We start from the raw sequence: 26,055 nt of genomic DNA on the forward strand, positions 1-26,055 counted from the left end.
TAACAAGTAAACAAAATGAAAACCAAAAAAACGTACGCTGGCATTCCTGAAGAATATGCTAGTTTTGAAAAATCAAAAATCATGTTAATCCCTGTTTCGTATGACGGAACAAGTACATGGGGAAAAGGAGCAGACAAAGGTCCAGAAGCATTTTTACACGCTTCAGAGAACATGGAACTTTACGATATCGAAACCGATAGCGAAGTATATAAACAAGGAATTTACTTAGCAGATTCGGTCACAGTAAACGAATCGCCAGAAGCAATGGTAAATGCTATACATGAGATTACCAAAACGAACATAAAGCGTAACAAATTTATAACCTTATTTGGTGGCGAACATTCCATATCAATTGGTGCAATGCGTGCTTTTAATGAATGTTTTGACAACCTAACGGTTTTGCAAATTGATGCGCATGCAGATTTGCGTAAAGAGTATGAAGGTTCCAAATACAATCACGCATGTGCGTTGTACGAAGCTAACCAAAACACAAACTTGGTGCAAGTAGGAATTCGTAGCATGGAAGCGATAGAACGTACGGAAATGAACGAAGACAATGTGTTTTTTGCACACGATATGGCAAAAGATGATTATTGGGTTGACAATGCTATTGAAGCAATGGGCGATACGGTTTACATTACGTTTGACTTAGATGCGTTTGATTCTTCCATTATGCCATCAACTGGAACACCAGAACCAGGCGGATTATTTTGGTATGAAACGTTAGACTTTTTAAAACGTGTATTTGCAGAGAAAAATGTGGTTGGATTTGATATTGTTGAATTATGCCCGAATCCAAATGACAAATCATCAGACTTTGTAGCTGCAAAACTGTACTATAAAATGTTGAGCTACAAATTTTTGGAGCAAAATGAAGATGATGAAAATGAAAACTTATACACAGCAACGAGCGAAGACAAAATCAATCGTTTAAAATACGACGAAGATGAAGAATAAAGGTGCGGTAACGCAATTTATAGAAAAATACTATTTACACTTCAATGCGGCTTCTCTTGTAGATGCTGCAAAAGGATATGAGGACAATTTAGCGAAAGGTTCAAAAATGTTAGTTTCTTTAGCTGGCGCGATGAGTACTGCAGAATTAGGAAAAATCTTTGCTGAAATGATTCGTCAAGACAAAGTACACATCATTTCATGTACAGGTGCAAACCTAGAAGAAGACATCATGAATTTGGTAGCACATTCGCATTACAAACGTGTGCCAAACTATCGTGATTTAACGCCGCAAGATGAATGGGATTTATTGGAAAAAGGACTAAATCGTGTCACAGATACCTGTATTCCTGAAGAAGAAGCTTTCCGCAGATTGCAAAGTCACATTCACAAACTCTGGAAAGATGCAGAAGCTGCTGGCGAACGTTATTTGCCACATGAATATATGTACAAAATGTTGCTTTCGGGTGTTTTAGAAGAATACTATGAAATTGATTTAAAAGATTCTTGGATGTACGCTGCGGCTGAAAAAAACTTACCAATAGTTTGTCCTGGTTGGGAAGATAGCACGATGGGAAATATCTTTGCAAGCTACGTAATGAAAGGAGAATTGCAAGCAAGCACGATAAAATCTGGAATTGAGTATATGACGTTCTTGGCAGATTGGTACACAGAAAACTCAGAAAACGGAATCGGATTCTTCCAAATTGGAGGCGGAATTGCAGGCGATTTCCCAATCTGTGTGGTGCCAATGTTATACCAAGATATGGAACGAACGGATACGCCTTTTTGGAATTATTTCTGTCAAATAAGTGACTCAACCACAAGTTACGGGTCTTATTCTGGTGCAGTACCAAACGAAAAAATTACCTGGGGAAAACTAGATATTGATACGCCAAAATTCATTATAGAAAGTGACGCTACCATTGTAGCTCCATTAATATTTGCCTACTTACTAAACTTATAGCTAAAAAATAAAACATGCAACCAAAAAAAGACAATCTAAAACGTGTCATTGTTGACTTTAAAAAATTAACGCCAGAAATTTTAGGATTATTAGTAGACAAATATCCTTTTGGTTATGATGAAGATAACATTGTAAAATTTAAAAATGCCCAAGGAGAATCTGTGGAAGCAGTAGAAGTAATTTCAGGCGATACAAAATACTTAGTAAAAGTTAGTGTGAAACTTGAATTAACGATGGAAAACTACGACGAAGATGATTATGAAGATTATGCAGATGACGATCCAGAAGCTGTACAACCGCCAAGTGAAGAAGAAGAAGGCGACTTATAAAAAATCAATGCGAATGTGTTAAATTAATCGTTAAGATTCACTAGCAATGAAAATTATTCATAAAACACGTTTATTGGTCATCAATGACGATCAGCTTTTAGTAATCGAAAAAATCGGTAATGTAAAAGAACTTACATTTCCAGGTGGCATAAAAAAAAGAAAAGAATCTTTTGAACAAAGTCTGGTGCGTGAAACACTTGAGGAAATTGGGTTGCGTGTCAATCTTAATAAACTCTCGCATATAGAATCGAATGCGATTATAAAAGCATTGAATACCGTCATAAAACATCATTTTGTAGCATCTTTAAAAACAGATGCATTCAAAGTAGTAGAAACGGAGAAGTTTAAAGATGTATATTGGATGTATTGGAAAGATACATTGCCATATTTAGACAAAGAAGATAAAAAAGTAACAAAAAAGTATTTCAAAAAAAGATTTAAAAAGAAACCAAAACCACAGACCGATGAAAGCAGCATTTCACCTCGCATTGCCATGTGACGACATTAAAAAAACGAAAGAATTTTATGTAGACATTCTTGGCGCAAGTCAAGGAAGAGGAACAAATACTTGGATTGACATTAACCTGTATGGAAATCAATTAACATTTACAAATGCAGGTTCGTTTAACTTCGATTTCAAAAATTATCGATTAAGCGGACAAGTATTGCCATCATTTCACTTTGGTGTTATTGTGGACACAGAAACTTGGGGAAAACTCTACACAAAACTATTCTCTATGAACATCGAAGTAACTACGGAAGTTACGTTCTTAGAAAACAAAGCTGGTGAGCACATTTCGTTTTTTGTGACAGATCCTGATGGGTATAAAGTAGAATTTAAAAGTTTTAAAGACGAAGAAGAAATATTTACAAACGTATGATTATACATTGCAACACGATGAAAATCTTCATTGCAATAAAAAATAAATGAAAGCAAAAGACATAGAAAATATAGAGCTTAAATTTTTAAGCTTAAATGATTATCAAGAATTAAAAGAAGCAATGATTTTGGCGTACAAAAGTATGCCTGATTCTTATTGGAAAGAGCATCATATAGAAACCTTAATCGAGAAATTTTCGGAAGGACAAGTTGTGATGAAAATCAATGGGCAAATAGCAGGTTGTGCATTATCAATCATTGTTGATTACAACACTTTTGAAGATTCTCACACGTACAATGACATCATTCAAAAATCATTTGACGCACACACAAATGACGGCGATGTTTTATATGGAATCGATGTATTTATCAAACCTGAATTCAGAGGATTGCGTTTAGGAAGACGTTTATACGACTACCGAAAAGAATTGTGTGAAAAACGAAACCTAAGAGGAATTGCGTTTGGTGGAAGAATGCCAAACTATCACAACTATGCAGCAACATTGAGCCCAAAAGAATACATTGAAAAAGTAAAGCGCAAAGAAATCAATGACTCTGTTCTGAACTTTCAAATCTCCAATGACTTTCATCCTGCAAAAGTGATGAAAGGCTATTTGGCAGGCGATGCGGCTTCCAATGAATTTGCAATACTAATGGAATGGGACAATATTTACTATGAAAAACCCAATAAAAAAGCGGCTACAAAGAAAAAAAATGTACGTTTAGGATTGATTCAGTGGCAAATGCGTCCGTATAAAGATTTAGACGAATTATTGCAGCAAGCGGAATTTTTCATTGATGCAGTCGCTGGATATCGCTCAGATTTTGCACTATTTCCAGAATTTTTCAATGCGCCGTTAATGGCAATAAATAACCATATGTCAACGCCAGATGCAATTCGTGAATTGGCAAAACATACGGAAGCAATTGTAGCAAAATTCTCAGAATTTTCGATCTCATACAACATCAATATCATTTCTGGAAGTATGCCCGAAATGCGCGATGGAAAACTGTACAATGCAGGATATTTATGCAAACGTGACGGAACTATAGAACGTTATGAAAAATTGCACGTTACGCCAGATGAAGCAAAAGTTTGGGGAATGCAAGGTGGAAGCTCACTCAAAACATTTGATACCGATTGCGGAAAAATTGGAATTTTGATTTGTTACGATTCAGAATTTCCAGAATTAAGTCGTTTATTAGCCGACGAAGGAATGGATATTTTATTTGTTCCGTTTTTGACGGATACACAAAACGGTTATTCCAGAGTGCGTCATTGTTCGCAAGCAAGAGCTATTGAAAACGAATGTTACGTTGCCATTGCTGGAAGTGTTGGAAACTTGCCAAAAGTTCAAAACATGGACATTCAATTTGCGCAATCTATGGTATTTACGCCGTGTGATTTCTCGTTTCCAACTAACGGAGTCAAAGCAGAAGCAACTCCAAATACAGAAATGATTCTAATTGCAGATGTTGATATTGACTTATTACGAGAATTAAATCAATTTGGAGCTGTGAAAAACCTTAGAGATCGAAGAAAAGATATCTTTGAACTCCGAAAGAAGTAAAAATTAATTTTAAAAAAAAAGAAACAAGATTTGAGTTCAACAACATTAAAAATTATTGGTAGTGAAGAATGGTGTACGTTTACTGATTTGGGAATTCCGGCTATAAAAGCACGGATCGATTCAGGCGCAAAAACATCTTCTATGCAAGCCAGTAATATCACTTTAATAGAAGGTAGTAATGGAAAAAGAATAAGTTTTGAAGTACATCCGATTCAAGAAAATCGGAGTATAGCAATACAATGTAGTGCAAATGTATTTGACAAACGTTTGGTAAAAAGTTCCAGTGGAGTTGCGGAATCGCGTTATGTCATAAAATCGTTGGTAACTATTGGGGAAAATACTTTTGAAATAGAATTAACGCTTACCAATCGTGATTCCATGGAATTCAAAATGCTTCTTGGTCGTGAAGCATTGAACGAACGATATATGATTGATTCTTCAAAAATATTCATAGAGTCTACGCTCAAACAAAATGATATTTATGAAAAATACAAACACTTAACCAAAGGAAAATCAGGATTAAAAATTGCATTGCTTGCAAGTAACAAAGAATTGTTTAGCAACAAACGCATCATGGAAGCAGGAATTGCAAGAGGACACGAAATGGTGTTTTTAAATGTAGAACAAGCATACATGAAGTTTGATGCTAAGGAGCCGCAAGTTCGCTATCGTGGTGGAAATGTTGTGGACGAATTTGACGCAATAATTCCAAGAATCAAGCCATCGGTTACATTTTATGCATGTGCTTTACTGCGTCAGTTTGATGCAATGGGCGCGTATTGTTTAAATTCTGCGGAAGCAATCACACAATCGAGAGACAAACTACAAGCGACACAATTATTTGCTAAGCATGAAATTCAAATTCCAATCACAGGATTTGCGAATTCGCCATTAGACACCAAAGATTTAATAAAAATGGTTAATGGCGCGCCGTTAATCATCAAATTATTGGAAAGTACGCAGGGAAAAGGAGTTGTGTTGGCAGAAACTACCAAAGCTGCAGAAAGTGTAATCAATGCATTTAAAAGTGTAAAAACGAACATTTTGGTACAGGAATTCATCAAAGAAGCCAACGGACAAGATATTCGGTGTTTCGTAGTTGGCGGAAAAGTAGTGGCTTCCATGCAACGACAAGCGGCAAAAGGAGAATTTAGAGCAAACATTCATCAAGGTGGATCGGCTTCTAGAATTAAAATTACGTTGGAAGAACGCAAACTTGCCATCAAAGCAGCAAAAATGTTACGATTGCCAGTTGCTGGTGTTGACATTATTCGTTCCAACAAAGGACCATTATTATTAGAAGTAAATTCTTCGCCAGGTTTGGAAGGAATTGAAAATGCTACAGGATTAGATATTGCAAATATTATGATTGAAGCTATTGAGAAGAAACTGAAATTAAAGCAGCAATAGGTTTTTATACTTTCTAAATAAACTACAAACGATTCATGACAAAGCTTGAAAAAACAGTGGGAATTATCATTAGTATGCTTATGTTGAGTATGTTAGTCATAGCTATTCCATTCAGCAACATGCTTCTTACACTTTCAGTTTTAGTGTTGTTTCTGGTATATTTCTTTTTAGGTTTTTGGTTATTTAATAACATACCACTAACTAAAATAGGAAATAAAGAAGCAAGAAGCGGAATAAGTACGATGCGTATTATTGGAAGTATTTGTGCCGGATTTGCTTTGGCAACAACAGTAATAGGCATTTTATTTGTATTTATGAGATGGCCTTATGGACATGATAACTTGTCTAATGGTTTAAAAATGCTTGGAGTTGTATTGCTAATCTCAACCATTAAAATAGGAATTACAAAGGCGGAGTCTTCATTTTACAAAAGAATGATTCTGCGTGTTTGTATAGTTGGTATTGTTGGACTTTCGCTAAAAATGATTCCGACAGTAACCTTATTTGAGATGAAATGTCATAATTGTCCTGAAGCTTATATGGAAGCTGAAAAAGCACTCATAAACGATCCTGATAATTTAGAATTGCAACGAAAAGCAGACGAAGAACGCCGAAAAATGTTTGAAGAAGAATAAATAATCATAAAGCAAAAAGGCTGTTTAATAAGCTTTAGAAAACGTCATTCTGAACTTGATTCAGAATCTCATTATCTTGATTTTCAATGTTTATGGGAAACTGAATCAAGTTCGGTTTGACGAATTTTTAACTTTTTAAACAACCTTAGCCTTTTTACATTTCTATTAGCAGCAACCTGTGTTACAATCATTATCCATAGAATCAGATTTAGGTCCGAATGGACATTGGACACCACAAGAAAAACGTGTTCCTCCACCAGAAATTGCTGAGGCATTCATATCAGAGATTCTTTCTTTGTTTAGTTTCAATACTTTCAAATTTCTTTTTTTCATGATTATGTTTTTTAGGTATTAATAATACCATAATTTACTTCATATAAAACAGAGTTGGTTATGGGAATACCTTACTTAACATATGATTAAAAATTATTTTTTCGCTTCCGCAGAATGTACAATCATGTCAAAAACAGTAGCAAAAACATAAACTTTACGTCATTTTATAAATTTGTGTAGTTTCTAGCAAGATTAATTTATGGAAAAGTTTGATCTTAGCTTTTTATTTACCTAAAAAAAATCAACATCATGAAACATATCAAAGTCTTAATTTTAGTCGTAACTATTTTTAGTTTTCTATCATGTGAACAAACGGCAAACTCAATTGTTGGAAAGTGGGAAATTTACAAAGTAGAAAATTCTGGAGAAATTGATGATGAGGTAACAGGACGTTGGATGGAATTCTCAGCAGATGGCGTGCTCAAAGGAGGAAACTCGTCCGAAACAACAAATCGTACAGGAAAATGGACGTATGATAAAGAAACAAAATCATTGTGGTTTGGCTCTGAAAAAGAGATTGAAGGCGAAGGAACGTACATCATTAATTGGACAGACGAAAACACCATTGATTTTACTGTCGGAGAAGCACGAAAAGTATATTTGAAAAGAATTCTAGAAGAATAAAACTAATTTCATGAATTCAAAAACGGAACTTCTATTAAAAATCATGCGCTTTTTAGCGTGGATTGCTTTTATCGGATTGCTCATAAAAGCTGGCGCACTCATCATGGCTTTTGGTGTAAGTATTGACAATTCGGAAGCAGCGAAAGATTTGTATCGCGGAATGGATTTGTCACGCTACGAAACCTACAGTTTTGTGCAGTATTCAATGATTGTGATGTATCATATTTTAGTGTATATCATGCTAGCGTATATTGCGTTGTTTGCGACAAAGTTGTTGAGTACGATCAATATCGAAAAACCAGTTACTAAAACAGTTGCAGACTTACTAAATAAAATAAGTATTGCTATTTTAGGCGTTTTGATTCTTGCAATATTGCACAATGTACACGTAGCAATTTTAGAAAAATATGAAGCAATAATTCCAGAATATATTGCAAGCGAATTCATCTTTTTAGCAGGAATTGTATATGTGTTAGCTGAATTATTCAAAAGAAATTTAAAAAACGAAATACAATGAACATCGCAAACAATCAACTCATTACCAAAGGATTTGTAGCTGCTGGCTTGATGAATATCACTGGCGTACTTATTTTCTCCAGAGTATTTACAAATGCAGTAATTCCTGAATATGACGCAACAGTAATGTCCAATTTCGGATTACTAATGATTGTCGTTTGGGGATTTGCCTATATTTCTGTGGCAAAAAGCTATGCAAATGTACGTTGGTTGGTCGCTGTATTTGCCATTGAAAAACTAATTTACGGTTGTATTTGGGTCAATTGGTTGCTTCAAAATAACCTATCAGAAGTGTATGAAAAAGACGCAATGGCAGGAATATTCTATACAATTTATGGTGCGAATGATTGGCTTTTCTGCATCTTCTTCAGTATTGTATTTTGGAAATTATCTTCAAAAAAAGTATAGCTTTTCAATAGAAAATAGAAAATAGAAAATAGAAATGAGGTATATTAATTATAATAAATGGGCATTTCACTTTATAATATGGATACTAATCATCAATATTGTAGTGTTTTTTTTGATAATTAATTTTAATCCGCTTACGCAAGATGAAACTCGTTTAATAGAAGTGATTGGCTATTTTGAGCTAATTGCAAGTGTATTATTTTTAGCAACTATTATTTTTTTAATTCTTAGTCTCATCAAAAAACAAAAACAAAATTATCAATTTTGGATTGCTGCCATTTGTTGTCTTGGTTATATTTTTCAATAAATGATATCAATTTTTTCATATACAATTATAGAATAAAACATACTTTATTCTCCAACGGAACGCTGAAATATTAAAATTTAATTGTATAAGTTAGGAATCCTAACTATATTTGTATCGCAATAATGCAAGAACCAAAAAATAATAACATGAGTAGATCAATTTTTTATCACGCAGGTTGTCCTGTTTGCGTAAGTGCAGAACACGACATTATCAATTTAATAGGAGCAGAGCATGTAGAAATTGTCAACATTGGAGAAGATCGCGCTAGAATTTCAGAAGCTGAAAAAGCTGGTGTAAAATCTGTTCCAGCGTTGCTAACACCAACAAAAAACGTTTTGCATATCAACTTTGGCGCTTCTATGGCTGATGTAAAAGGTTAATTTTTAATCTAACAAGTTAGGAATCCTAATTTTAAAAAACAACAATTATGAAAGTTTCAGTTTGGGATACATATATAAAACGTGAAGATAATCGTGTAATGCACTTTGATATTTTAGTGCCAAGCAATCTTACAGATGAACAGAAAATATTCTCGTTTGGAGCAGATTATTTACAATCAAAAAGTGTAAAAGGAAAAGAATTAACCACGAAAGAATGTAAATTTTGTCACATCGAAACTGCCTCGGATGAAATAGTCGCAGCTATTGAGCAGAAAGGATATTTTATTATTGAAATGGAAAATTGCGCTTAATCTGAATTAGATATAAAATTTCAGAGTATTTTTTTGTCTTTTCCGCAGTATAGCTGGGATTTTTCGTTAAGAATTTTCGAATCCTTGGAGAAAATTTAGAAGAATTCAAGCGGTTTTAGTTTTTCCTTAAAAGAAAAACTAAAAATACCTCTGGAAAAGCGCACTTTCTTTTGTTTCTTTTCTTTGTGCGAGCAAAGAAAACGAAAATAAAAAAAATAAAAATCAAATATTTAGCACTTACTTTAAAATTATTTCTGTTTCACTTAAAGAAAATATAATTCAATTTTTCTTCGGTCATTTTAATATCTATTAGGTATAATCTAATTAGGATTACTAACTTTGCCTGTCGGGAATAATTTCGGCAGGTTTTTTTATGAACGATCAAAACATATTCAATCCAAACGTTTCGCAAGATGTTTCAAGTAAAATTGTTACGGGTCTTGAGCGAATTTCAGAAGTTTTCAAACTATTGCTCTGGAAAAAGGCAAAACGTATTGGTTTGAGTCCGATTCAAATCCAAATCTTAATCTTTGTCGCTTTTCATAAATCTGAATTGTGCAACGTGAGTCATCTTGCCAAAGAATTTAATATTACAAAACCAACAATTAGTGACGCGATAAAGATTTTAGACAAAAAAGGAATGATTTTCAAAGACTTTTCGTCGTCGGATCAGCGTAGTTATACAATTCAGTTGACTGATTTTGGCAAAAAATTAGTTACAGAAACGAACGATTTTGCGTCTCCGTTAAAAGCGCAGGTTGATACATTTGACGAAACCGTATTGGAAGATATTTTTAAAACGTTGAGCGAATTAATCTATAAACTCAATCAAAACGATATTTTAACCGTACAACGAACGTGTTATGCTTGTAAATTCTATCAAAAAAACAAAACTTCAGATTATTGCAATCTATTACAAGCAACGTTAAAAAGCCAAGACATTCGCTTAGATTGTCCTGAATTTGAAGAAAAAAGCGCATAAATTTCAACAATTCAACAATCCAACAATCTAAATAGTCTAAGCAAGTCTAAAAAGTCTAACCAAGTCTATCAAAGCTTCGGAACAATTGCATTTCCGCCAATCCAACATTTCATCGGAATTTTTTCTCCGCCTGTATATGTTTTATCAAAAATTAGTGTTTTGCTTGGCGCAGATTCCATATAGAAATGTATCAGTTCCGTTGCTTCATTTTTTACCGAAGCATCAATGTTTACAGCTTTTCGTGCCATTTCAGCGGCTTTCCAATACGTTGCTCTTTTCGTAAATTCATCGGAGCCACATTCATTTGCGCTAGAACCGTATAATCTGGCGATAGAAAGATAGGTTTTACCAGAAGAAGCATCAATTTTCAAAACATCTAAAAAGTAATTTCGTGCTTTTGATTTCTGCCCGTTTTTTGCAGCTTCATTCCCAAGATTCGTCAATACTGTTGCTCTTTTCGAGTCATCGGTTTCCATGTCTAAATATTGCGCTAAGTATACGTTCGCTTTCGCTGAATTTCCCTTACTGACATGAAATTTATACAGAAAAAATTTTGTCTTTGCAGAAGGTTCTAATGCGTCAATTGTTTCCACTAATTCAATAAAAAGTGCATCATTTTCGCATCCTTTTGCGTCTAATGTGCTTGCGGATTTCTTCATCCAATCCAACTTATTTTTGTTGACTTCAAACTTTTTTTGATACATTGGAATCAAGGTTTCGCACGTAGCTTCTTTCTCAATTAACAAATTCATGTTGTTTAAAAAAGTATCAATTGCTTCGATGTTTTTGGTTGCCCAATCAACTTTTTTTGATGATTTACCATCGTTTTTAATTTTTAGAGAACGTTCTTTTTCGAAAGTAAATTTGGTTGCAACAACTTCCTGTTTTTCAATCAGATTTTCTAATGAAATTCCATGATTTCCATCGATGTACATTTTATAATACAACTCAAAATAGCGATACAAATAGGTTGGATGTTTAAAATTTTTCTGATCTGTTTGAAACGCCTCGTCAAAAACTGCATATTGTGCTGTTATGGAACCAATACTGTAATCGATCATCACAGCTCCAATTTTAGATAAAATAGTTCCTTTTTTAGTCTTCAACGGAACATTCTTGATTCTATCTTTATACAATTGAATCAACGCCAAAGCGGCATTTTCTTTATCAGTTGCCTGATTTAATTCATGTTCCAACAGCGTTTCTCCACGCGCATAAATTGCAGAATGGAACGTGGCGCAATTCTCTCTCAGATATGCTAATTGAGGCAATGCTTCCGTAAATCTTTTGGTTTTTACATTCTCATTGAATAACGATAATGTGTTGGTGCAATCGTTTTGCGAGTTGAGTACAAAACTAAAAAGCACGCAAAAAGTGGTAACGAATACTGTGGTAACTGTTTTCATTTCTTTAAATTTTAATCGGTTAATGTTATGGGAAGTGCATCAAAATTTGTACCGAAAAAAAGTAAGTTTAGGGATTAGGGAAAAAAGTGAAAAGTGAAAAGTGAAAAGTTAAAAGTGCGCGCATTGAGCGGAGTCGAAATGAAAAGTTAAAAGTGCGCGCATTGAGTCTTTCGACTATTGCTCAAGATAAACTGAGGTCGAAATGAAAAGTGAAATTGTTTGATGTTTATACTAAACCAGCATCAATCGTAAATATAGTTAGTGGCATTTTATACATTTTAATTGTACACTACTATTTTTTGACAAATATTCTTGCATTACAAAGACTTCTTAGGTATTGTGTGCGAAAAATTTGTATTTTGAAACGAATTATGGAAATGAAAAGTTAAAAGTGAAGAGTTGAAAGTTAAAAGTTAAAAGTTAAAAGTTGAAAGTTGAAAATGAAGAGCAAATTAACAAATTAACAAATCAACAAATCAACAAAAAACCAAAATACCAGAACACAAAAAAACACATGAAAACCATCAGCATCTTCTTAGCGTCTTCCAATGAACTAAAGTCAGATAGAGAAAAGTTTGAAATTCAAATAAGCAGAAAAAGTAATCTGTGGATAGGTGAAAATGTGCGGCTAGAGCTAGAAATTTGGGAAGATTTCACAGCGAAAATGTCTAAAACACGTTCGCAAGACGAATACAATAAAATCATAAAAGACGGCGATGTATTTGTGTTACTTGCGCATACAAAAGTAGGGAAGTACACAGAAGAAGAATTTATAACGGCTTTTGGTGCTTTTCAAGAAACAAAAAAACCATTCATATTTACATACTTTAAAAATTCAGAAGTAGAAAAAGAAGCTAGTTTGGAAGCGTTTCAAAACAAACTGAAAGACTTGGGACATTTTTACTGTTTCTATACAAACTTTGACAATCTCTGGATTCAATTCAATAAAGAATTAGATCGATTGCTTTTGGCAGATTTTAAAGTAAATGATATTTCGGAAAGTGCTAGTTTTAATGTTGATAACAAAGGCGCAACTATCAAAACCCAATTCAATAACGGAACGTTTAACAATACTACTTTCAATTAAATATGTCAGATATACACAACCAATTTAATAGTGCGACTTTCAAGAATACCATATTTGATTATGGCGGAAAAAAAATTCCCAAAGCGTTGGGTCGTTTTCCTGTGTCGCCAAATGTATTTATCGGAAGAGAGAATAGCACAAAACAGATTCATGAAAAGTTGAGCAGTGATGTCAACCAACACTTATTACTACTTGTCAACGGAAAAGGCGGAATTGGGAAAACAACGCTAGCCTCACAATATTACTTTGAATATTCGGAATATTACAAACACTTAATTTGGTTGGTTTCCGAAACAGGTATTAAAGATGCTATTATGTCTTTAGCGTTGTCCTTAGATATTCGTTTTCAGGATAATATGGCACAATTGCAAAAAATCCGTGAAATTATTCGTGTAATTTCAACTTTAAAAAGACCAGTGTTAATTATTATAGACAATGCGAATAGCCTAGAAGATTTAGATGAAAGCTACCAAATACTACGACAGTTTCATAATACACATATTTTACTGACTTCACGAATTGAAAAATATGAAGATATAGCGACTCATAAAGTTGCTCATTTGGATGAAAAAACGGCTAATAGATTATTCAAACATTATTACAAAGCATTTAAAGAAGAAGAACAAGAATTGTTAGACGCTGTACTAAAAGCGATTGGGTACAATACTTTGATTATTGAATTATTGGCAAAGAATCTGAACAAATTTAATACAGACCTTAGAGCGCATTATCCATTGCAAAAGTTATTAAAAGACATTCAGAAGAAAGGTGTGTTGGCTATTAGTAAAAGCAAAAAAGTACGTTCAGATTACAAATTGCTGCCAGCAACACCAGAAGCCATTATCAGTACTATGTATGATATTTCGGAACTTTCAGAAGCTGAAAAACAAATATTGTCCATTTTTGCAGTATTGCCCGCAACTTCTATTCCTCTTAACGATTTGGAACAGTTTTTACCAAGTATAGAAGAATTAGATATTGTGTTATTAGAGCTATCACAAAAAGGTTGGATAGACTATGACAAAGCGTTTCAAAGTTTTAAAACGAATCCTATTATATCTGAGATAGTTAGGGTGCAAAATAAAGATAGATTAGAAGATGATACGTTGTCTTTAGTAAATTTATTGATTAATATGTTGGATTACGAATTAGGAATTGGACATATTGAAGGAGATTTTGAAGAAATTAAAAAAGTGGTGAGTTATGCAGAAACCTTTGTATATAATTTTGAGGTTTTAAATCACAACAAAACTGTTGTATTTGAGCGAGTAGGAAATTTTTATAAAACGTATGGAAACTTAGACAAAGCCTTGCAGTTTTTAGAAGCCTATTCGAAATTAGCTAAAGAACTATCTGAAAGTAATCCAACGAATATAGATTTTAAAAATAGCTTGGCAATTTCATATTCAAAGCTTGGCGCAATATACACAACGCTTGGAAATTTAGACAAAGCCTTGCAGTTTTTTGAAGATGAAGTAAAATTATTCGAAGAACTATCTGAAAACCATCCGAGTGATGTAGTTTTTAAAAATGGCTTGGCAATTTCTTATTTAAAACTTGGCGTCACACATACTGCACTTGGAAATTTGAATAAAGCCTTGGCATTTTTTGAAGATGAAGTGAAACTATTTGAAGAACTTTCTGAAAATCATCCGAGTCATGTTGGTTTTAAAAATGGCTTGGCAGTTTCGTATGAAAAACTTGGAGAAACACACACAACACTTGGAAATTTAGAGAAAGCTTTAGTATTATTTGAAGATGAAGTAAAATTATTTGAAGAACTATCTGAAAGCCATCCGAATAATGTAGGCTTTAAAAATGGCTTGGCAGTTTCGTATTCTAAACTAGGTGAAACACACAAAGCACTTGGGAATTTAGATAAAGCCTTGGCGTTTTTTGAAGAGTATTTAGAACTAACAAAAGAACTATCTGAAAGCCATCCAAGTCATGTAGGATTTAAAAATGGCTTGGCAGTTTCGTATTCTAAACTTGGTGTAACACATACAGCACTTGGAAATTTAGAGAAAGCTTTGGCGTTTATTGAAACGTATTCAAAACTAAGAAAAGAATTATCTGAAAACCATCCAAGTCATATAGGTTTTAAAAATGGCTTGGCAATTTCGTATGAAAAACTTGGAGAAACACACACTGCACTTTTAAATTTAGACAAAGCTTTGGTATTTTTTGAAGAAGGCGTGAAGCTGAAAAAAGAATTATATGAAAGTCATCCGAGTCATGTGCGTTTTAAAAACGGCTTGGCAATTTCATATTTAAATTTGGGTAGTTTATATGTTGATAAACTAAACCAAAAAGAAAAAGGAATACCGTATTTACAAAAAGCAAAGGTTATTTGGGAAGAGTTAACTACTAATTTTCCAAGCTATGTGGAGTTTCAAAATAATTATGCTTGGATTATTGAAAAACTTAAAAGTTTGGAGTGGAGTACGTGATTTTGTGGTTCCAAGTATAAGATTGCTTCAAGCTCATTTCGACTCCGCTCAATGTGCCACATTTCGATAGCTACGCTAAGTGTTTTCAATCAAAAAATATTTTGATTTTAAACAATGCTCAATGTGCTATTTTCGCAATGACGTTTCTTAATTACCATTTAAAACCATCTTTTTGCGGTTCAGAACCACCTATTTCGGGTACAATAATAGTTCGTTTCGGTTCTATAATCATTGTTCGAGGTTGATTAAAGAAAAAAAGCGGTTAAATATTAATGTTGAGCCCTATGAATATTGTTATTAGGCGGTTCATTGCTCATTATTTTGGGTTTGTTGCTTCTTTTTTTGGGTTGTGTCAATGCTTATAATTTATATAGAACCGAAACTTTTCTATATTCAACCCGAAGTATATATTGTGGAACCGTAATTATATATGTCATCAACCTAAAAGAAAGATTAAACAACGGTATTTATTTTATGTGTAACGCTTTTTAGATAGTATGCAATCCACTTTTAGTCGTAAAATTTCAAAATTCCGTATTTTTTGTAATCTCAGAAAAAGTTGTAGTTTTAGAAAAATAATAGGAATTCTGTTAACATATGTTTGTAAATATTGAAAAATGAGAAAAGTAAAACTACCATTTAGTGTATGTATATTAGTGTGTATCATTTTTCTAGTTACAGAATCTTGTGTACATCAAAAGAAAATAGTTATGGCAAAAAATAAAACAAAAGATGTATCATCTAGCAAGGGAAAGTATATGATATCCGTACCAATAGTTATTAAAAATTTTGTCAAAAAAAATGGCGAGATTACCAAACAAACCGAAATTTACATTCGGCGTTCGATACAAGATTATTATATAAAATTCTGTGAAAGTAACATTAGTCGTGAAGATTTAGAGACTAAACTCGCTACGATAGCTAAAGAAATTAAGGTTGTCACGCTGGAAGTTGAGTTTCGTGACGGACATTGGGATAGTTGTGATGGCAACTTAGAACAGCAAAGTAGAATGGGTGCGTATGTAATTATTCATAGAATGGTTGAATGAAAAATTTAGTTTATGAGTTGAAAAGGTTTATGAGTTGATGGGTTTATAAGTTTAAGAGTTTATTAGTTTATGAGTTGGGTAAATATTCACATACCAAAATACCAAGAGCGACAGCGAGTCCAACAATCTAATCGTCCAACAAATCTGGTCGTAATTTCTTAGTTCGTTGATACGCTTCTTCTTCGCGCCAAGCTTCTATTTTTGGAAAATTTCCAGATAATAAAACTTCAGGAACTTCCCAATCATTATAATTTGCAGGTCGTGTATATACTGGCGGAGCTAATAAATTATCTTGAAACGAATCGGTTAGGGCAGATGTTTCATTTCCTAAAACACCCGGAATTAATCTAATAATAGAATCACACAAAACTGCCGCGCCCAATTCGCCACCAGAAAGGACATAATCGCCAATAGAAATTTCTCTCGTAATAAAATGATCGCGCACACGTTGGTCAACACCTTTATAATGTCCGCAAAGAATCATAATATTTCCTTTCAGCGAAAGCTCATTCGAAATTCCTTGATTTAAGGTTTTTCCATCAGGCGTCATATAAATAATTTCATCATAATCACGTTCCGCTTTTAAATCAGAAATACATTGATCAATTGGCCCAATCATCATCACCATTCCTGCGCCGCCACCAAATTGATAATCGTCAATAGATTTGTAATTTCCAACAGCATAATCACGCAAATTGTGTACATGAACTTCCACAATACCTTTGTCAATAGCTCTTTTTAAGATTGAAGCTTCAAACGGACTTTTTAATAAATCGGGAACTACGGAAATAATATCGATGCGCATTTTGTAGAAATTAACTTTTATTCTTATTGATTTCGTCTTGAAGTTTTCTTCGAACTTGTTGTTCACGTTCTAAAGAACGTTTGCGATGCTCTTCAAATTCGTTTTCTGTTTCTGTAAGTTTCGCTTTTGCTTCTTTCGTAATGGTATTGCTCGCTTTGAATTTGTATGCGAAAAACAACCATAAAATCGCCAATACACCAACAATTCCCCACATTAATGCTTGATATGTTCCTTTACTCAATTGCAAACCAAGTAAAGAAATGCTATCTTTTTCTGTGTTTAAATTGTCTATTTTTTGATTTACCGCAGCTAAATCCGCTTTTAGTGTATCAATCTCAGCTTGTTGTGTGGCAACTTTTGCTATTTCTGCATCAAATTCTTTTTGGACTGCATTGATAGAATCAGCAACGTTTTTTTGTAACTTTTCAATCCAAACACGTTTTACAACTTTATAATCTTGGTATTTGTTCGAATTTTTAAGAATAAACTCAAATTGCTCGGCAATCGGTCCATCTTTGAGTTGTAAATTAGCGTTTTTTGCTACATTTTGCGCACTAGCTAGCACGGAAAAGCACAGCGTTATTGTTAAGAATAAGTGTTTCACTTTCATCATCTTTCAGGTTAAGAATAACAGTTGTCAAATAAACGAAGATATTTTTATTTATTGTGTGAAATCGTAAGAGATTTGTGAATAAAAAAGAAGCTGTCTGAAAAGCTGTCATTGCGAATGAAATGAAGCAATCTGTTAAATTTAAGTTATTGATTTACAGATTACTTCGAAATTAAAAAAATTTCTCGTAATGACGTTGTTTAACACTTTTTAGACAACTTCTCTCTATATATAATTATCTTCTACTAATAATACGTATAACGTCTTACTTTAGAAATATACTTCGCCAACCGCATTACTTGGTGCGAATAACCGTATTCATTATCATACCAAACATATAAAATAATATTTTTTCCATCTTCACGAACAATCGTTGCTTTGCTGTCATAAATTGATGGCGCCGAAGAACCAACAATGTCAGAAGAAACCAATTCGTCATTCAATTCATATTTAATTTGCTCTACCAAATCACCTTCTAAAGCGTATTTCTTAAAAATCGCATTGACACCATCAATAGAAGTTGTGCTTTCAATTTCAAGATTTAAAATTGCTAAAGAACCATTTGGAACAGGAACTCTAATTGCGTTAGACGTTAATTTCCCTTCCAACGATGGCAATGCTTTGGCAACTGCTTTTCCAGCACCAGTTTCTGTAATTACCATATTTAATGCAGCAGCTCTACCACGACGGTATTTGTTGTGCATGTTGTCTACCAAATTTTGGTCGTTTGTATACGCATGAATCGTTTCTAAATGTCCATGTTTTAATCCGAAAGAATCTTCCACAACTTTTAAAACTGGCGTAATTGCGTTTGTTGTACAAGAAGCTGCTGAGAAAATATCCACTTCATCAGGATTGTGCTCTTGGTGATTAACGCCATATACAATATTTGGAATTCCTTTTCCTGGCGCTGTCAATAATACTTTGTCAGCTCCATTTGGAATTAAATGTCTTTCCAACGCTTCTTTATCTCTAAAAGCACCTGTATTATCAATGATTAATGCATTGCTAATTCCGAATGCTGTATAATCAATTTCTTCTGGTCCGTTTGCCGAAATAATATGAACCGTAGTTCCATTAATAATTAGTGCTGAATTTTCAACATCTACACCAACAGTTCCAGGGAAATCTCCATGAACAGAATCGTTGCGTAATAAAGAAGCTCTTTTTTCTAAAACTGTTTTATCAACTTTTCCACGAGTTACTATCGCGCGTAAGCGTAATTGATTTCCACGACCTGTACGTGTCATTAATTCTCTAGCTAATAAACGTCCGATACGACCAAAACCATATAAAACAACATCTTTCGGTGTAATTTCAGAAGAGTCTTTCGCGTCCATTAATTTATCAACCACAAACGAAGTTGCGTTTGTATGCTGATTATCTTCTAAATGATACTCGTACGTTAATTTCCCGATATCAATTTTAGAAGGCGGAAGATCAATCTTAGCAATTGCTTGTGCAATTTCAACAGTATCAAAAATAGAAATAGGTTTTTGTACAAATTGCCCTGCATATTCGTGTAGATTCAAAATCTCACTCACATTTCTGTCAATTAGTTGATTTCTGAAAAGAACAAGCTCAATAGATTTATCATACCATAAATCGCTTACATTCTTAATAAATTCAACGGTAGCACGTCTTCTGTCGGCTTGAAAAGTGAGTTCCTTTTCGTAAATGTCATTAAAACTCATAGTCTTACGTTTATGTAGTTGTGTTTACAATTTTGCGCAAAAGTATACAATTTCAAACGTTTTCGTAACTAAATAAAAGAGTTTTTTTGTTGAATAATTTTGGGTAACAAATCTACACTAACCTAACTTTGTAATGAAAGCTTTCATTAAATATAGGCGGAATCTGAAAAGCCTTATAGTAAATAGAGTAGGAGCCAAAACTAGTAAACCATGAAAAAAAAGAATTTCAATTCGAAATTGAGTTTAAAAAAAGCACAAATTGCTGATTTAAACATTCAAAAAGCAACTGGAGGACTTGCAAAAGATACATTGCAAAGAGGTTGTGTGTCGTATCCGTACAGATGTTCCATTCAAGAATGTGATTACACAGATGTTACCTGTTATCACACGGAAACATGTCAACCAAAAAATTAACCATTAAAATTAGTAAACCATGAAAAAAAGGAATTTCAGTTCAAAGTTGAGTTTAAAAAAAGCACAAGTTGCTGATTTAAATGCTCAAAAAACTAAAGGTGGACGCGCACAAGAATCGCTTCAAGATAATTGTGTTTCCTATCCGTATCGCTGTTCTGTTGTTGAATGTGAATTAACAGATGTTACCTGTTATTACACGCAAACATGTCAACCTGTTTCAGGTGTTACCGAAGTAGGAGTTAATTGCTAATGTAGTGCGTTTAAAAAAAGCGAGATACTTTTAGGTATCTCGCTTTTCCAACATATATAGATGGCGTTTATCTAAAAATAAAACGCTCGTATTGTCCTTTTGGATTTAAGAATGCTAAAATCTTAATTTGATCTTCGCCGTAATTGTCTAAGAAACCTTTTAACGCTTCCGCAGATTGTACTTTCTTTCCATTCACTTCCACTAAAATATAACCTGGTGTAATTCCCAATTCACTCTGCAATTGTTGGTTATCGTTGCCAGTAACTTTCAAACCATATTGAATTTCATATTTGGCAGCATCTTCTTTGCTCAAATTTTCTAACTGCATATTCATCAAACGAACACTGCTAGAAATTTCTTCTTTTAATAAAGTTACAGCAAATGTTTCATACGAATCATCACGCAAAACAGTAACATTTACAACATCTCCAGGACGTTTTGAACTTAAATATCCTGACAAATCTGAGAATTTAGACACTTTAACATCGTCTAATTTCTTAATAATGTCACCTTGAATAATTCCTGCTTTATCAGCTCCAGAATCTGCAAATACTTTGCTGACATAAAAACCTTCCGTTTCTTCTGTGCCTAATTTTTCAGCAACGACTGAATTCATTGAGCCGCCAGAAACTCCCAGCAATCCTTTCTGTACATCGCCAAACTCTAACAAGTCATTCACAATTTTTTGCGCAATATTACTCGGAACAGCAAACGAATATCCAATATATGATCCTGTTTGTGAAGTAATTGCAGTATTAATCCCAATCAATTCTCCGTTGGTATTTACCAATGCGCCACCAGAATTACCTGGATTTACAGCGGCATCAGTCTGAATAAAAGATTGTCTCAAATTATCGCCTTCGTTCAAGTCTCTTCCTTTGGCACTAATAATTCCCGCAGTTACGGTAGATGTTAAATTAAAAGGATTTCCAACCGCCAAAACCCATTCGCCAATCTTCGCATTATCAGAATCTCCAAAAGAAATATATGGAAACTCTTCGTCAGATTCAATCTTTAACAAAGCAATATCCATATTTGGATCTGTTCCCACCAAAGTGGCAATATAATTTTTATTATTATTCAAAGTAACTTGAATTTCGTTTGATCCTTTAATCACATGATTATTAGTTACAATATATCCGTCAGGCGTAATAATCACGCCAGAACCGGAGCCAATCTGAGTTTGCGATTGTCCTTTTCCATTATACAATTCCCAAATACTTCTTGGCGCAACTGTCGTAATTTTATTCTTTACGTGTACAACGGCATGTATTGTTTTTTCTGCTGCTTCTGTAAAATCAATTCCAGCCGTAGCTGCATTTGATGTTGGATTGTTAACGAAATTCGTTGGTACGTATGTTTGTTGTTCAAAAACGGAAGCTTGTTCAACTTTTTCAGGGGTTTCTGAGAAAATTTTATAAGCTCCAATACTAATTACGCCTCCTAAAACAGAAACTAAAAGTAAAGTTGCAAATCTTTTCATATATCTTAAATTAATTTAATGTTAGTAATTCATAAATGACAATCTTGTAGTAAATTATCATCTGTTTATGTGCGTTCTGTCGATATAGAACACTTAAAATTACATATTTATTGTAGTCATATTTTAACTTTAACGACATTTTAACTTAGTGAAACTCAATTTTGAGAAGCCTAATAAGGCGAACTCAAAAGTGTAAGTTGAACTAACTCCGTTGAAGAACGGAGTCTTTAATTTAGATTCTTCGTATTTTCATGAAACTCAATTTTGAGAAGCCTAATAAGGCGAACTCAAAAGTGTAAGTTGAACTAACTCCGTTGAAGAACGGAGTCTTTAATTTAGATTCTTCGTATTTTCATGAAATTCAATTCTAACAAGTCTGTTAAAGAGAACTTAAAACGAATATCAAACACGTTTTTAATACACTTTCTTGATTTGATTCTTGTAAGGTTTCCTATCTTTTATTTCGTACTTTTGCAGCTATCAAACAAAATAAATGCAACTCTCTTTTTACAAATATCAAGGAACTGGAAATGATTTTGTGTTGATTGATAATCGACAAGAAACATTTCCAAAGAATGATACCAAACTTGTCAATCATTTATGCGATCGAAGATTTGGCGTTGGTGCTGACGGATTGATTCTGTTGGAACACGATGCTGAACACGATTTTAAAATGGTATATTACAATGCTGATGGAAACGAAAGTACGATGTGTGGAAATGGCGGAAGATGTATGGTCGCTTTCGCGAATTTTCTCGGAGTCATCCAAAACGAAACAACATTCACAGCGATTGATGGAAAGCATTACGCAACGATAAAAGACGATATTGTTCACTTACAAATGCAAGATGTTTCAACTATTGAACTACATGAAAACTATGTATTTTTAGATACAGGTTCGCCACATCATGTGACATTTAAAGAAGAAATAGATCAATTTGACATCAAAAAAGAAGGCGCTGAAATCCGATATGGCAAACCCTATTTTCAAGAAGGTGCAAATGTGAATTTCGTTAAAAAGATTTCCAATACTGAATTTAGAGTGCGAACGTACGAAAGAGGCGTGGAAGATGAAACACTTTCGTGTGGAACTGGCGTTACGGCTGTCGCTATTGCAATGCACCATTTAAAAGAAACTACTGCAACCGAAATTACATTGCAAGTAGAAGGTGGAACATTGCAGGTTTCGTTTGAACGCGATGAAACATCATACAAAAATATCTTCCTAAAAGGAACAGCAACATACGTATTTAAAGGAGAAATTTCATGCTAACACTTACTGGAAAACTATTAAATTTACGCGCTTTAGAACCTGAAGATTTGGATTTTATCTATGATATTGAAAATGACGAATCTATCTGGGAAATTAGCGCAACACAAACGCCATATTCTCGATTTTTGATCAAGCAGTATTTGGAAAATGCGCATCAAGATATTTACGAAGCAAAACAATTGCGTTTGGTTATGGTTTCTAAAGAACAAGAAACTATTGGTTTGATCGATCTTTTTGAATTTGATCCAAAAAACAAGCGTGTTGGCATTGGTTTATTAATCGCGAAAAGCGAAAACAGATACAAAGGATTTGGAAAAGAAGCCTTGCAATTAGTCTGTGAATACGCTTATAAACACTTAAACGTACATCAAGTATTTGCAAACATTGGAGAAGAAAATGAGGCAAGTATCAAACTATTTGAAAATCTAGGTTTTCAACAAATTGGCGTCAAGCGCGATTGGAATTTCGTCAATGGCAAATTTAAAAATGAACTATTTTATCAAAAACTATCCTAAATGTATATCAGAAAAATACTTATCGGAATTCTAATCACAGGAATCGTCATTGGCTTTTTTGTCATCTACAACATTACACAAACCATATTTAAGCCAATTACAGCGTTCAATAATGAAGAAGCGTATATTCATATTCCTTCGGATGCTGATTTTTTATTCGTTCAAAAAGAATTAAAACCTTTATTGACAGATACAGAATCATTTGTGACGTTGGCAAAGAAAAAAGGATATATTGAAAATGTAAAAGGAGGAAAGTACATCATCCGAAAAGGAATGAATAGTAATGATATTGTGAAAACATTACAAGGTAAAAGCGAACTCGTAAAAATTACGCTTCCTGCGAGTCATGAATTAAAGATGATAAAAGAAATTGCCAGAGATATTTCTATTCAAATTGAAGCAAGCGAAGCTGAAATGCATGAAATACTGATTGATACGGTGTACCTTAATGAGAAAGGATATGGACTCAAAGATCTACAATATATATATGGTGCGCATACGTATACAATTCCTTGGAATACTTCTGCGGAAGAATTTAGGTCAATTGTATATAAAAACTATGAAAAAAGAAAACAACGTCAATAATTGATGAAAATACTCTTAAAACTTTTTTTTATTATTTGTTTGGTGAATGTGGCAAGTGCGCAATTGACGCCACCAAATTTTTGGATCGTTTCAGATACTTTACATAAACCACGACGAAACTTTGTTGCTATTACAGAATCTTCTTTGGCGGCGTTGACTTTGGTTGGTTTGGATAGAATTTGGTATGCAGATTTTCAACGTTCTTCTTTTCATTTTATAAATGACAATGATGAATGGTTGCAACTAGACAAAGCTGGACACGTATTAACATCGTATTATGTGGGTAATATTGGTGCTAAAGTACTGAATTGGAGCGGAGTATCTAAAAAAAATCAACTCATTTATGGCGCAACGCTCGGATTTAGCTTTTTAACTGCTGTAGAAGTCATGGATGGATTTTCTGCTGAATGGGGAGCATCTTTTGGAGATATTGCCGCAAATGGACTCGGAACAGGCTTATACGTCGGACAAGAATTATTATGGGAAGAGCAACGCATCAAATTGAAGTATTCTTTTCATCGAACACGCTTTGCAGAAATTCGCCCAAATAAACTCGGAGATGGCTTTTTAGAAGAAGTTTTGAAAGACTATAACGGACAAACATATTGGTTAAGCGCAAACGTACATTCGTTCTTCAAACAAAGCAAAATTCCAAAATGGTTCAACGTCGCTTTTGGTTACGGAGCCGAAGGTTTAATTGCCGGAACGAAGGAAACGCAACTCCAAATAGTACCAAACCAGCAACGATACAGGCAGTTCTACCTTAGTATTGATATCGATTTAACTAAAATAGAGACAAATTCTAAGTTTCTGAATAGTGTGTTTAGCGTAATAAACTTCATTAAAATTCCTGCTCCAACTTTGGAAATCAATAGTTTAGGTAAAATGAAGTTCCACGCAATCTACTTTTAAGAATACTTTAACATACTAAAACCCATATTAAAAAATAATGTGTATATTTGCACGCTGAAATTTTAAGCTTAATTAATTGATTAGTAAGTCTTAAAGAAAACAAATTTTTATGGGAAAAGGAGCAATAAAATTTATAATTTTAATAGCTGTTTTAACATTTGTAAGTTTAGGTTTCACTTCTAAAAAAGAAGCCAACGTTCTTAAAAATAATATAGAAATACATAACACAACATCTAAGTTAGTTACAGTGCTACCTTATGGTGAAGCTACAAGCGAAGAAGCGCCAATTCCATATGTTGGAAATAAATATTTGGGTTTCAAAGAAGCAGTAGCATTTAAAGAATCGCAAGGAAATTATTTCGTTGTAAACACTTTTGGGTATCTTGGAAAGTATCAATTTGGAAGAGGAACTTTAGAAATGATCGGAATTTACAATCCGCAAGCATTTTTACAAAATCCAAAATTACAAGAAAAGGCATTTGAAGCAAACGCATCAAGAAATAAGTGGATTCTTAGAAGAGACATTAAACGCTCAGTAGGTAAACGGATGAATGGAATATTAGTTACCGAATCAGGAATTTTGGCAGCTGCACATTTAGCCGGACCAGGAAGCGTAAAGAAGTATTTAAGAAGCGGCGGATCACAAGGATTTGCTGATGCTTACGGATCTACAGTGAGACACTACATGAAGAAATTCGCAGGGTACGATGTTTCATCTATCAAAGCCGACAAAAAAGCAAAAGCGTAATAACGCTAAAGTTTAGTTAAGAAAAAACCTCAGTATAGAAATATGCTGAGGTTTTTTCATTTCGACTAAGTTTATCTTGAGCGATAGTCGAAAGACTCAATGTACTTTGTTTTTAGTTTCAATTAAACTTTACGAAAGTGAAAAGTGAAAAGTGAAAAGTTGAAAGG

Annotated in this window: 30 protein-coding genes; 24 read left to right on the plus strand and 6 right to left on the minus strand. The window is 33.6% G+C overall.

The window, feature by feature from the left end; genetic code table 11:
* Positions 1 to 15 precede the first annotated feature (15 nt).
* From speB to IMCC3317_RS23070, 8 genes are read left to right on the plus strand one after another with little or no spacing between them, the layout of a single operon-like run.
* Positions 16 to 957, plus strand: coding sequence for an agmatinase (gene speB, locus IMCC3317_RS23035; protein ID WP_160131803.1), 942 nt, complete (start codon positions 16 to 18; stop codon positions 955 to 957).
* Positions 947 to 1,921 (plus strand): deoxyhypusine synthase family protein, encoded by a 975-nt coding sequence (locus tag IMCC3317_RS23040; RefSeq protein WP_160131804.1) that lies wholly within the window; start codon positions 947 to 949, stop codon positions 1,919 to 1,921. The genes speB and IMCC3317_RS23040 overlap by 11 nt, the downstream gene beginning before the upstream one ends.
* 14 nt (positions 1,922 to 1,935) lie before the next feature.
* Positions 1,936 to 2,250, plus strand: coding sequence for a hypothetical protein (locus IMCC3317_RS23045; protein ID WP_160131805.1), 315 nt, complete (start codon positions 1,936 to 1,938; stop codon positions 2,248 to 2,250).
* 46 nt (positions 2,251 to 2,296) lie between these two features.
* On the plus strand, positions 2,297 to 2,749 hold the full coding sequence (locus IMCC3317_RS23050; RefSeq protein WP_160131806.1) for an NUDIX hydrolase: 453 nt from the start codon (positions 2,297 to 2,299) through the stop codon (positions 2,747 to 2,749).
* Complete coding sequence (locus IMCC3317_RS23055; RefSeq protein WP_160131807.1) at positions 2,715 to 3,131, plus strand: VOC family protein; 417 nt, start codon at positions 2,715 to 2,717, stop codon at positions 3,129 to 3,131. The genes IMCC3317_RS23050 and IMCC3317_RS23055 overlap by 35 nt, the downstream gene beginning before the upstream one ends.
* Positions 3,132 to 3,177: 46 nt before the next feature.
* Positions 3,178 to 4,701 carry a bifunctional GNAT family N-acetyltransferase/carbon-nitrogen hydrolase family protein gene (locus tag IMCC3317_RS23060; RefSeq protein ID WP_160131808.1) on the plus strand — a complete coding sequence of 508 codons (1,524 nt, stop codon included), beginning with the start codon at positions 3,178 to 3,180 and terminating at the stop codon, positions 4,699 to 4,701.
* A gap of 30 nt (positions 4,702 to 4,731) precedes the next feature.
* On the plus strand, positions 4,732 to 6,111 hold the full coding sequence (gene rimK / locus IMCC3317_RS23065) for a 30S ribosomal protein S6--L-glutamate ligase (protein WP_160131809.1): 1,380 nt from the start codon (positions 4,732 to 4,734) through the stop codon (positions 6,109 to 6,111).
* A gap of 35 nt (positions 6,112 to 6,146) precedes the next feature.
* Positions 6,147 to 6,746: a hypothetical protein gene (locus IMCC3317_RS23070; RefSeq protein ID WP_160131810.1), complete on the plus strand. Its 600-nt coding sequence runs from the start codon at positions 6,147 to 6,149 to the stop codon at positions 6,744 to 6,746.
* A gap of 165 nt (positions 6,747 to 6,911) precedes the next feature.
* Here the strand turns inward: IMCC3317_RS23070 and IMCC3317_RS23075 are convergent, their stop codons facing one another.
* Entirely contained in the window at positions 6,912 to 7,079 is a 168-nt protein-coding gene (locus IMCC3317_RS23075; RefSeq protein WP_160131811.1) for a hypothetical protein, read from the minus strand.
* A 249-nt stretch (positions 7,080 to 7,328) separates the two neighbouring features.
* Between IMCC3317_RS23075 and IMCC3317_RS23080 the strand changes: the two genes are divergently transcribed.
* The 6 genes from IMCC3317_RS23080 to IMCC3317_RS23105 all read left to right on the plus strand — a co-directional run bounded on the left by IMCC3317_RS23080 (position 7,329) and on the right by IMCC3317_RS23105 (position 10,607).
* Positions 7,329 to 7,703 carry a hypothetical protein gene (locus IMCC3317_RS23080; RefSeq protein ID WP_160131812.1) on the plus strand — a complete coding sequence of 125 codons (375 nt, stop codon included), beginning with the start codon at positions 7,329 to 7,331 and terminating at the stop codon, positions 7,701 to 7,703.
* A gap of 10 nt (positions 7,704 to 7,713) precedes the next feature.
* Positions 7,714 to 8,220, plus strand: a complete 507-nt coding sequence (locus tag IMCC3317_RS23085; protein WP_160131813.1) for a hypothetical protein — start codon at positions 7,714 to 7,716, stop codon at positions 8,218 to 8,220.
* Positions 8,217 to 8,627 (plus strand): hypothetical protein, encoded by a 411-nt coding sequence (locus IMCC3317_RS23090; RefSeq protein WP_160131814.1) that lies wholly within the window; start codon positions 8,217 to 8,219, stop codon positions 8,625 to 8,627. The genes IMCC3317_RS23085 and IMCC3317_RS23090 overlap by 4 nt, the downstream gene beginning before the upstream one ends.
* Positions 8,628 to 9,080: 453 nt before the next feature.
* Entirely contained in the window at positions 9,081 to 9,314 is a 234-nt protein-coding gene (locus IMCC3317_RS23095; protein ID WP_160131815.1) for a thioredoxin family protein, read from the plus strand.
* A gap of 47 nt (positions 9,315 to 9,361) precedes the next feature.
* The gene (locus IMCC3317_RS23100; RefSeq protein ID WP_160131816.1) at positions 9,362 to 9,625 is read left to right on the plus strand and encodes a DUF2024 family protein; all 264 of its coding nucleotides are present in this window, start codon (positions 9,362 to 9,364) and stop codon (positions 9,623 to 9,625) included.
* A gap of 373 nt (positions 9,626 to 9,998) precedes the next feature.
* Positions 9,999 to 10,607: a MarR family winged helix-turn-helix transcriptional regulator gene (locus tag IMCC3317_RS23105; RefSeq protein ID WP_160131817.1), complete on the plus strand. Its 609-nt coding sequence runs from the start codon at positions 9,999 to 10,001 to the stop codon at positions 10,605 to 10,607.
* A 68-nt stretch (positions 10,608 to 10,675) separates the two neighbouring features.
* Here the strand turns inward: IMCC3317_RS23105 and IMCC3317_RS23110 are convergent, their stop codons facing one another.
* Positions 10,676 to 12,013: a hypothetical protein gene (locus tag IMCC3317_RS23110; protein WP_160131818.1), complete on the minus strand. Its 1,338-nt coding sequence runs from the start codon at positions 12,011 to 12,013 to the stop codon at positions 10,676 to 10,678.
* A gap of 514 nt (positions 12,014 to 12,527) precedes the next feature.
* Here IMCC3317_RS23110 and IMCC3317_RS23115 point away from each other — a divergent pair.
* The 3 genes from IMCC3317_RS23115 (at position 12,528) to IMCC3317_RS23125 (ending at position 16,599) form a co-directional block, all read left to right on the plus strand.
* Positions 12,528 to 13,100, plus strand: coding sequence for a hypothetical protein (locus IMCC3317_RS23115; RefSeq protein WP_160131819.1), 573 nt, complete (start codon positions 12,528 to 12,530; stop codon positions 13,098 to 13,100).
* 2 nt (positions 13,101 to 13,102) lie between these two features.
* A complete protein-coding gene (locus IMCC3317_RS23120) occupies positions 13,103 to 15,550 on the plus strand; it encodes a tetratricopeptide repeat protein (RefSeq protein ID WP_160131820.1) in 2,448 nt (815 codons plus the stop codon).
* A gap of 617 nt (positions 15,551 to 16,167) precedes the next feature.
* On the plus strand, positions 16,168 to 16,599 hold the full coding sequence (locus IMCC3317_RS23125) for a hypothetical protein (RefSeq protein WP_160131821.1): 432 nt from the start codon (positions 16,168 to 16,170) through the stop codon (positions 16,597 to 16,599).
* A 127-nt stretch (positions 16,600 to 16,726) separates the two neighbouring features.
* Here IMCC3317_RS23125 and trmD read toward each other — a convergent pair whose 3' ends face one another.
* The 3 genes from trmD to IMCC3317_RS23140 all read right to left on the minus strand — a co-directional run bounded on the left by trmD (position 16,727) and on the right by IMCC3317_RS23140 (position 19,708).
* Entirely contained in the window at positions 16,727 to 17,404 is a 678-nt protein-coding gene (gene trmD / locus IMCC3317_RS23130; protein WP_160131822.1) for a tRNA (guanosine(37)-N1)-methyltransferase TrmD, read from the minus strand.
* 10 nt (positions 17,405 to 17,414) lie between these two features.
* Positions 17,415 to 18,014: a tRNA (guanine-N1)-methyltransferase gene (locus tag IMCC3317_RS23135; protein WP_160131823.1), complete on the minus strand. Its 600-nt coding sequence runs from the start codon at positions 18,012 to 18,014 to the stop codon at positions 17,415 to 17,417.
* 245 nt (positions 18,015 to 18,259) lie between these two features.
* Positions 18,260 to 19,708 carry a glyceraldehyde-3-phosphate dehydrogenase gene (locus IMCC3317_RS23140; RefSeq protein WP_160131824.1) on the minus strand — a complete coding sequence of 483 codons (1,449 nt, stop codon included), beginning with the start codon at positions 19,706 to 19,708 and terminating at the stop codon, positions 18,260 to 18,262.
* A 210-nt stretch (positions 19,709 to 19,918) separates the two neighbouring features.
* Between IMCC3317_RS23140 and IMCC3317_RS23145 the strand changes: the two genes are divergently transcribed.
* Both IMCC3317_RS23145 and IMCC3317_RS23150 read left to right on the plus strand, forming a co-directional pair.
* Positions 19,919 to 20,122: a class I lanthipeptide gene (locus tag IMCC3317_RS23145; protein WP_160131825.1), complete on the plus strand. Its 204-nt coding sequence runs from the start codon at positions 19,919 to 19,921 to the stop codon at positions 20,120 to 20,122.
* Positions 20,123 to 20,141: 19 nt separating this feature from the next.
* Entirely contained in the window at positions 20,142 to 20,372 is a 231-nt protein-coding gene (locus IMCC3317_RS23150; protein ID WP_160131826.1) for a class I lanthipeptide, read from the plus strand.
* A 67-nt stretch (positions 20,373 to 20,439) separates the two neighbouring features.
* On the opposite strand, the gene IMCC3317_RS23155 is transcribed toward IMCC3317_RS23150, so the two are convergent.
* The gene (locus IMCC3317_RS23155; RefSeq protein WP_160131827.1) at positions 20,440 to 21,855 is read right to left on the minus strand and encodes a trypsin-like peptidase domain-containing protein; all 1,416 of its coding nucleotides are present in this window, start codon (positions 21,853 to 21,855) and stop codon (positions 20,440 to 20,442) included.
* A 493-nt stretch (positions 21,856 to 22,348) separates the two neighbouring features.
* On the opposite strand from IMCC3317_RS23155, the gene dapF reads away from it, so the two are divergent.
* From dapF to IMCC3317_RS23180, 5 genes are all read left to right on the plus strand, one after another.
* Positions 22,349 to 23,128 (plus strand): diaminopimelate epimerase, encoded by a 780-nt coding sequence (gene dapF, locus IMCC3317_RS23160; protein ID WP_160131828.1) that lies wholly within the window; start codon positions 22,349 to 22,351, stop codon positions 23,126 to 23,128.
* A complete protein-coding gene (locus IMCC3317_RS23165; protein WP_160131829.1) occupies positions 23,122 to 23,643 on the plus strand; it encodes a GNAT family N-acetyltransferase in 522 nt (173 codons plus the stop codon). Before dapF ends, IMCC3317_RS23165 begins: the two co-directional genes overlap by 7 nt.
* A complete protein-coding gene (locus IMCC3317_RS23170; RefSeq protein ID WP_160131830.1) occupies positions 23,644 to 24,228 on the plus strand; it encodes an endolytic transglycosylase MltG in 585 nt (194 codons plus the stop codon). It begins immediately after the preceding gene.
* A 3-nt stretch (positions 24,229 to 24,231) separates the two neighbouring features.
* A complete protein-coding gene (locus tag IMCC3317_RS23175; protein WP_160131831.1) occupies positions 24,232 to 25,140 on the plus strand; it encodes a DUF2279 domain-containing protein in 909 nt (302 codons plus the stop codon).
* 109 nt (positions 25,141 to 25,249) lie between these two features.
* A complete protein-coding gene (locus IMCC3317_RS23180; RefSeq protein WP_160131832.1) occupies positions 25,250 to 25,888 on the plus strand; it encodes a hypothetical protein in 639 nt (212 codons plus the stop codon).
* Positions 25,889 to 26,055 lie beyond the last annotated feature (167 nt).

The sequence above is a fragment of the Kordia antarctica genome, from assembly GCF_009901525.1.
Classification (GTDB): Bacteria; Bacteroidota; Bacteroidia; order Flavobacteriales; family Flavobacteriaceae; genus Kordia; species Kordia antarctica.

Bases quoted from the DNA above. Each gene is read 5' to 3' on its own strand.
- IMCC3317_RS23145 (WP_160131825.1), top strand. From the start codon at position 19,919: ATGAAAAAAAAGAATTTCAATTCGAAATTGAGTTTAAAAAAAGCACAA.
- IMCC3317_RS23100 (WP_160131816.1), top strand. From the start codon at position 9,362: ATGAAAGTTTCAGTTTGGGATACATATATAAAACGTGAAGATAATCGT.
- IMCC3317_RS23080 (WP_160131812.1), top strand. From the start codon at position 7,329: ATGAAACATATCAAAGTCTTAATTTTAGTCGTAACTATTTTTAGTTTT.
- IMCC3317_RS23155 (WP_160131827.1), bottom strand. From the start codon at position 21,855: ATGAAAAGATTTGCAACTTTACTTTTAGTTTCTGTTTTAGGAGGCGTA.
- IMCC3317_RS23095 (WP_160131815.1), top strand. From the start codon at position 9,081: ATGAGTAGATCAATTTTTTATCACGCAGGTTGTCCTGTTTGCGTAAGT.
- IMCC3317_RS23125 (WP_160131821.1), top strand. From the start codon at position 16,168: ATGAGAAAAGTAAAACTACCATTTAGTGTATGTATATTAGTGTGTATC.
- IMCC3317_RS23175 (WP_160131831.1), top strand. From the start codon at position 24,232: ATGAAAATACTCTTAAAACTTTTTTTTATTATTTGTTTGGTGAATGTG.
- IMCC3317_RS23140 (WP_160131824.1), bottom strand. From the start codon at position 19,708: ATGAGTTTTAATGACATTTACGAAAAGGAACTCACTTTTCAAGCCGAC.
- IMCC3317_RS23050 (WP_160131806.1), top strand. From the start codon at position 2,297: ATGAAAATTATTCATAAAACACGTTTATTGGTCATCAATGACGATCAG.
- trmD (WP_160131822.1), bottom strand. From the start codon at position 17,404: ATGCGCATCGATATTATTTCCGTAGTTCCCGATTTATTAAAAAGTCCG.
- dapF (WP_160131828.1), top strand. From the start codon at position 22,349: ATGCAACTCTCTTTTTACAAATATCAAGGAACTGGAAATGATTTTGTG.
- IMCC3317_RS23165 (WP_160131829.1), top strand. From the start codon at position 23,122: ATGCTAACACTTACTGGAAAACTATTAAATTTACGCGCTTTAGAACCT.
- IMCC3317_RS23040 (WP_160131804.1), top strand. From the start codon at position 947: ATGAAGAATAAAGGTGCGGTAACGCAATTTATAGAAAAATACTATTTA.
- IMCC3317_RS23060 (WP_160131808.1), top strand. From the start codon at position 3,178: ATGAAAGCAAAAGACATAGAAAATATAGAGCTTAAATTTTTAAGCTTA.
- IMCC3317_RS23180 (WP_160131832.1), top strand. From the start codon at position 25,250: ATGGGAAAAGGAGCAATAAAATTTATAATTTTAATAGCTGTTTTAACA.
- IMCC3317_RS23070 (WP_160131810.1), top strand. From the start codon at position 6,147: ATGACAAAGCTTGAAAAAACAGTGGGAATTATCATTAGTATGCTTATG.
- IMCC3317_RS23120 (WP_160131820.1), top strand. From the start codon at position 13,103: ATGTCAGATATACACAACCAATTTAATAGTGCGACTTTCAAGAATACC.
- IMCC3317_RS23085 (WP_160131813.1), top strand. From the start codon at position 7,714: ATGAATTCAAAAACGGAACTTCTATTAAAAATCATGCGCTTTTTAGCG.
- IMCC3317_RS23170 (WP_160131830.1), top strand. From the start codon at position 23,644: ATGTATATCAGAAAAATACTTATCGGAATTCTAATCACAGGAATCGTC.
- IMCC3317_RS23150 (WP_160131826.1), top strand. From the start codon at position 20,142: ATGAAAAAAAGGAATTTCAGTTCAAAGTTGAGTTTAAAAAAAGCACAA.
- IMCC3317_RS23075 (WP_160131811.1), bottom strand. From the start codon at position 7,079: ATGAAAAAAAGAAATTTGAAAGTATTGAAACTAAACAAAGAAAGAATC.
- IMCC3317_RS23055 (WP_160131807.1), top strand. From the start codon at position 2,715: ATGAAAGCAGCATTTCACCTCGCATTGCCATGTGACGACATTAAAAAA.
- IMCC3317_RS23105 (WP_160131817.1), top strand. From the start codon at position 9,999: ATGAACGATCAAAACATATTCAATCCAAACGTTTCGCAAGATGTTTCA.
- IMCC3317_RS23115 (WP_160131819.1), top strand. From the start codon at position 12,528: ATGAAAACCATCAGCATCTTCTTAGCGTCTTCCAATGAACTAAAGTCA.
- IMCC3317_RS23045 (WP_160131805.1), top strand. From the start codon at position 1,936: ATGCAACCAAAAAAAGACAATCTAAAACGTGTCATTGTTGACTTTAAA.
- IMCC3317_RS23090 (WP_160131814.1), top strand. From the start codon at position 8,217: ATGAACATCGCAAACAATCAACTCATTACCAAAGGATTTGTAGCTGCT.
- IMCC3317_RS23110 (WP_160131818.1), bottom strand. From the start codon at position 12,013: ATGAAAACAGTTACCACAGTATTCGTTACCACTTTTTGCGTGCTTTTT.
- IMCC3317_RS23135 (WP_160131823.1), bottom strand. From the start codon at position 18,014: ATGAAAGTGAAACACTTATTCTTAACAATAACGCTGTGCTTTTCCGTG.
- speB (WP_160131803.1), top strand. From the start codon at position 16: ATGAAAACCAAAAAAACGTACGCTGGCATTCCTGAAGAATATGCTAGT.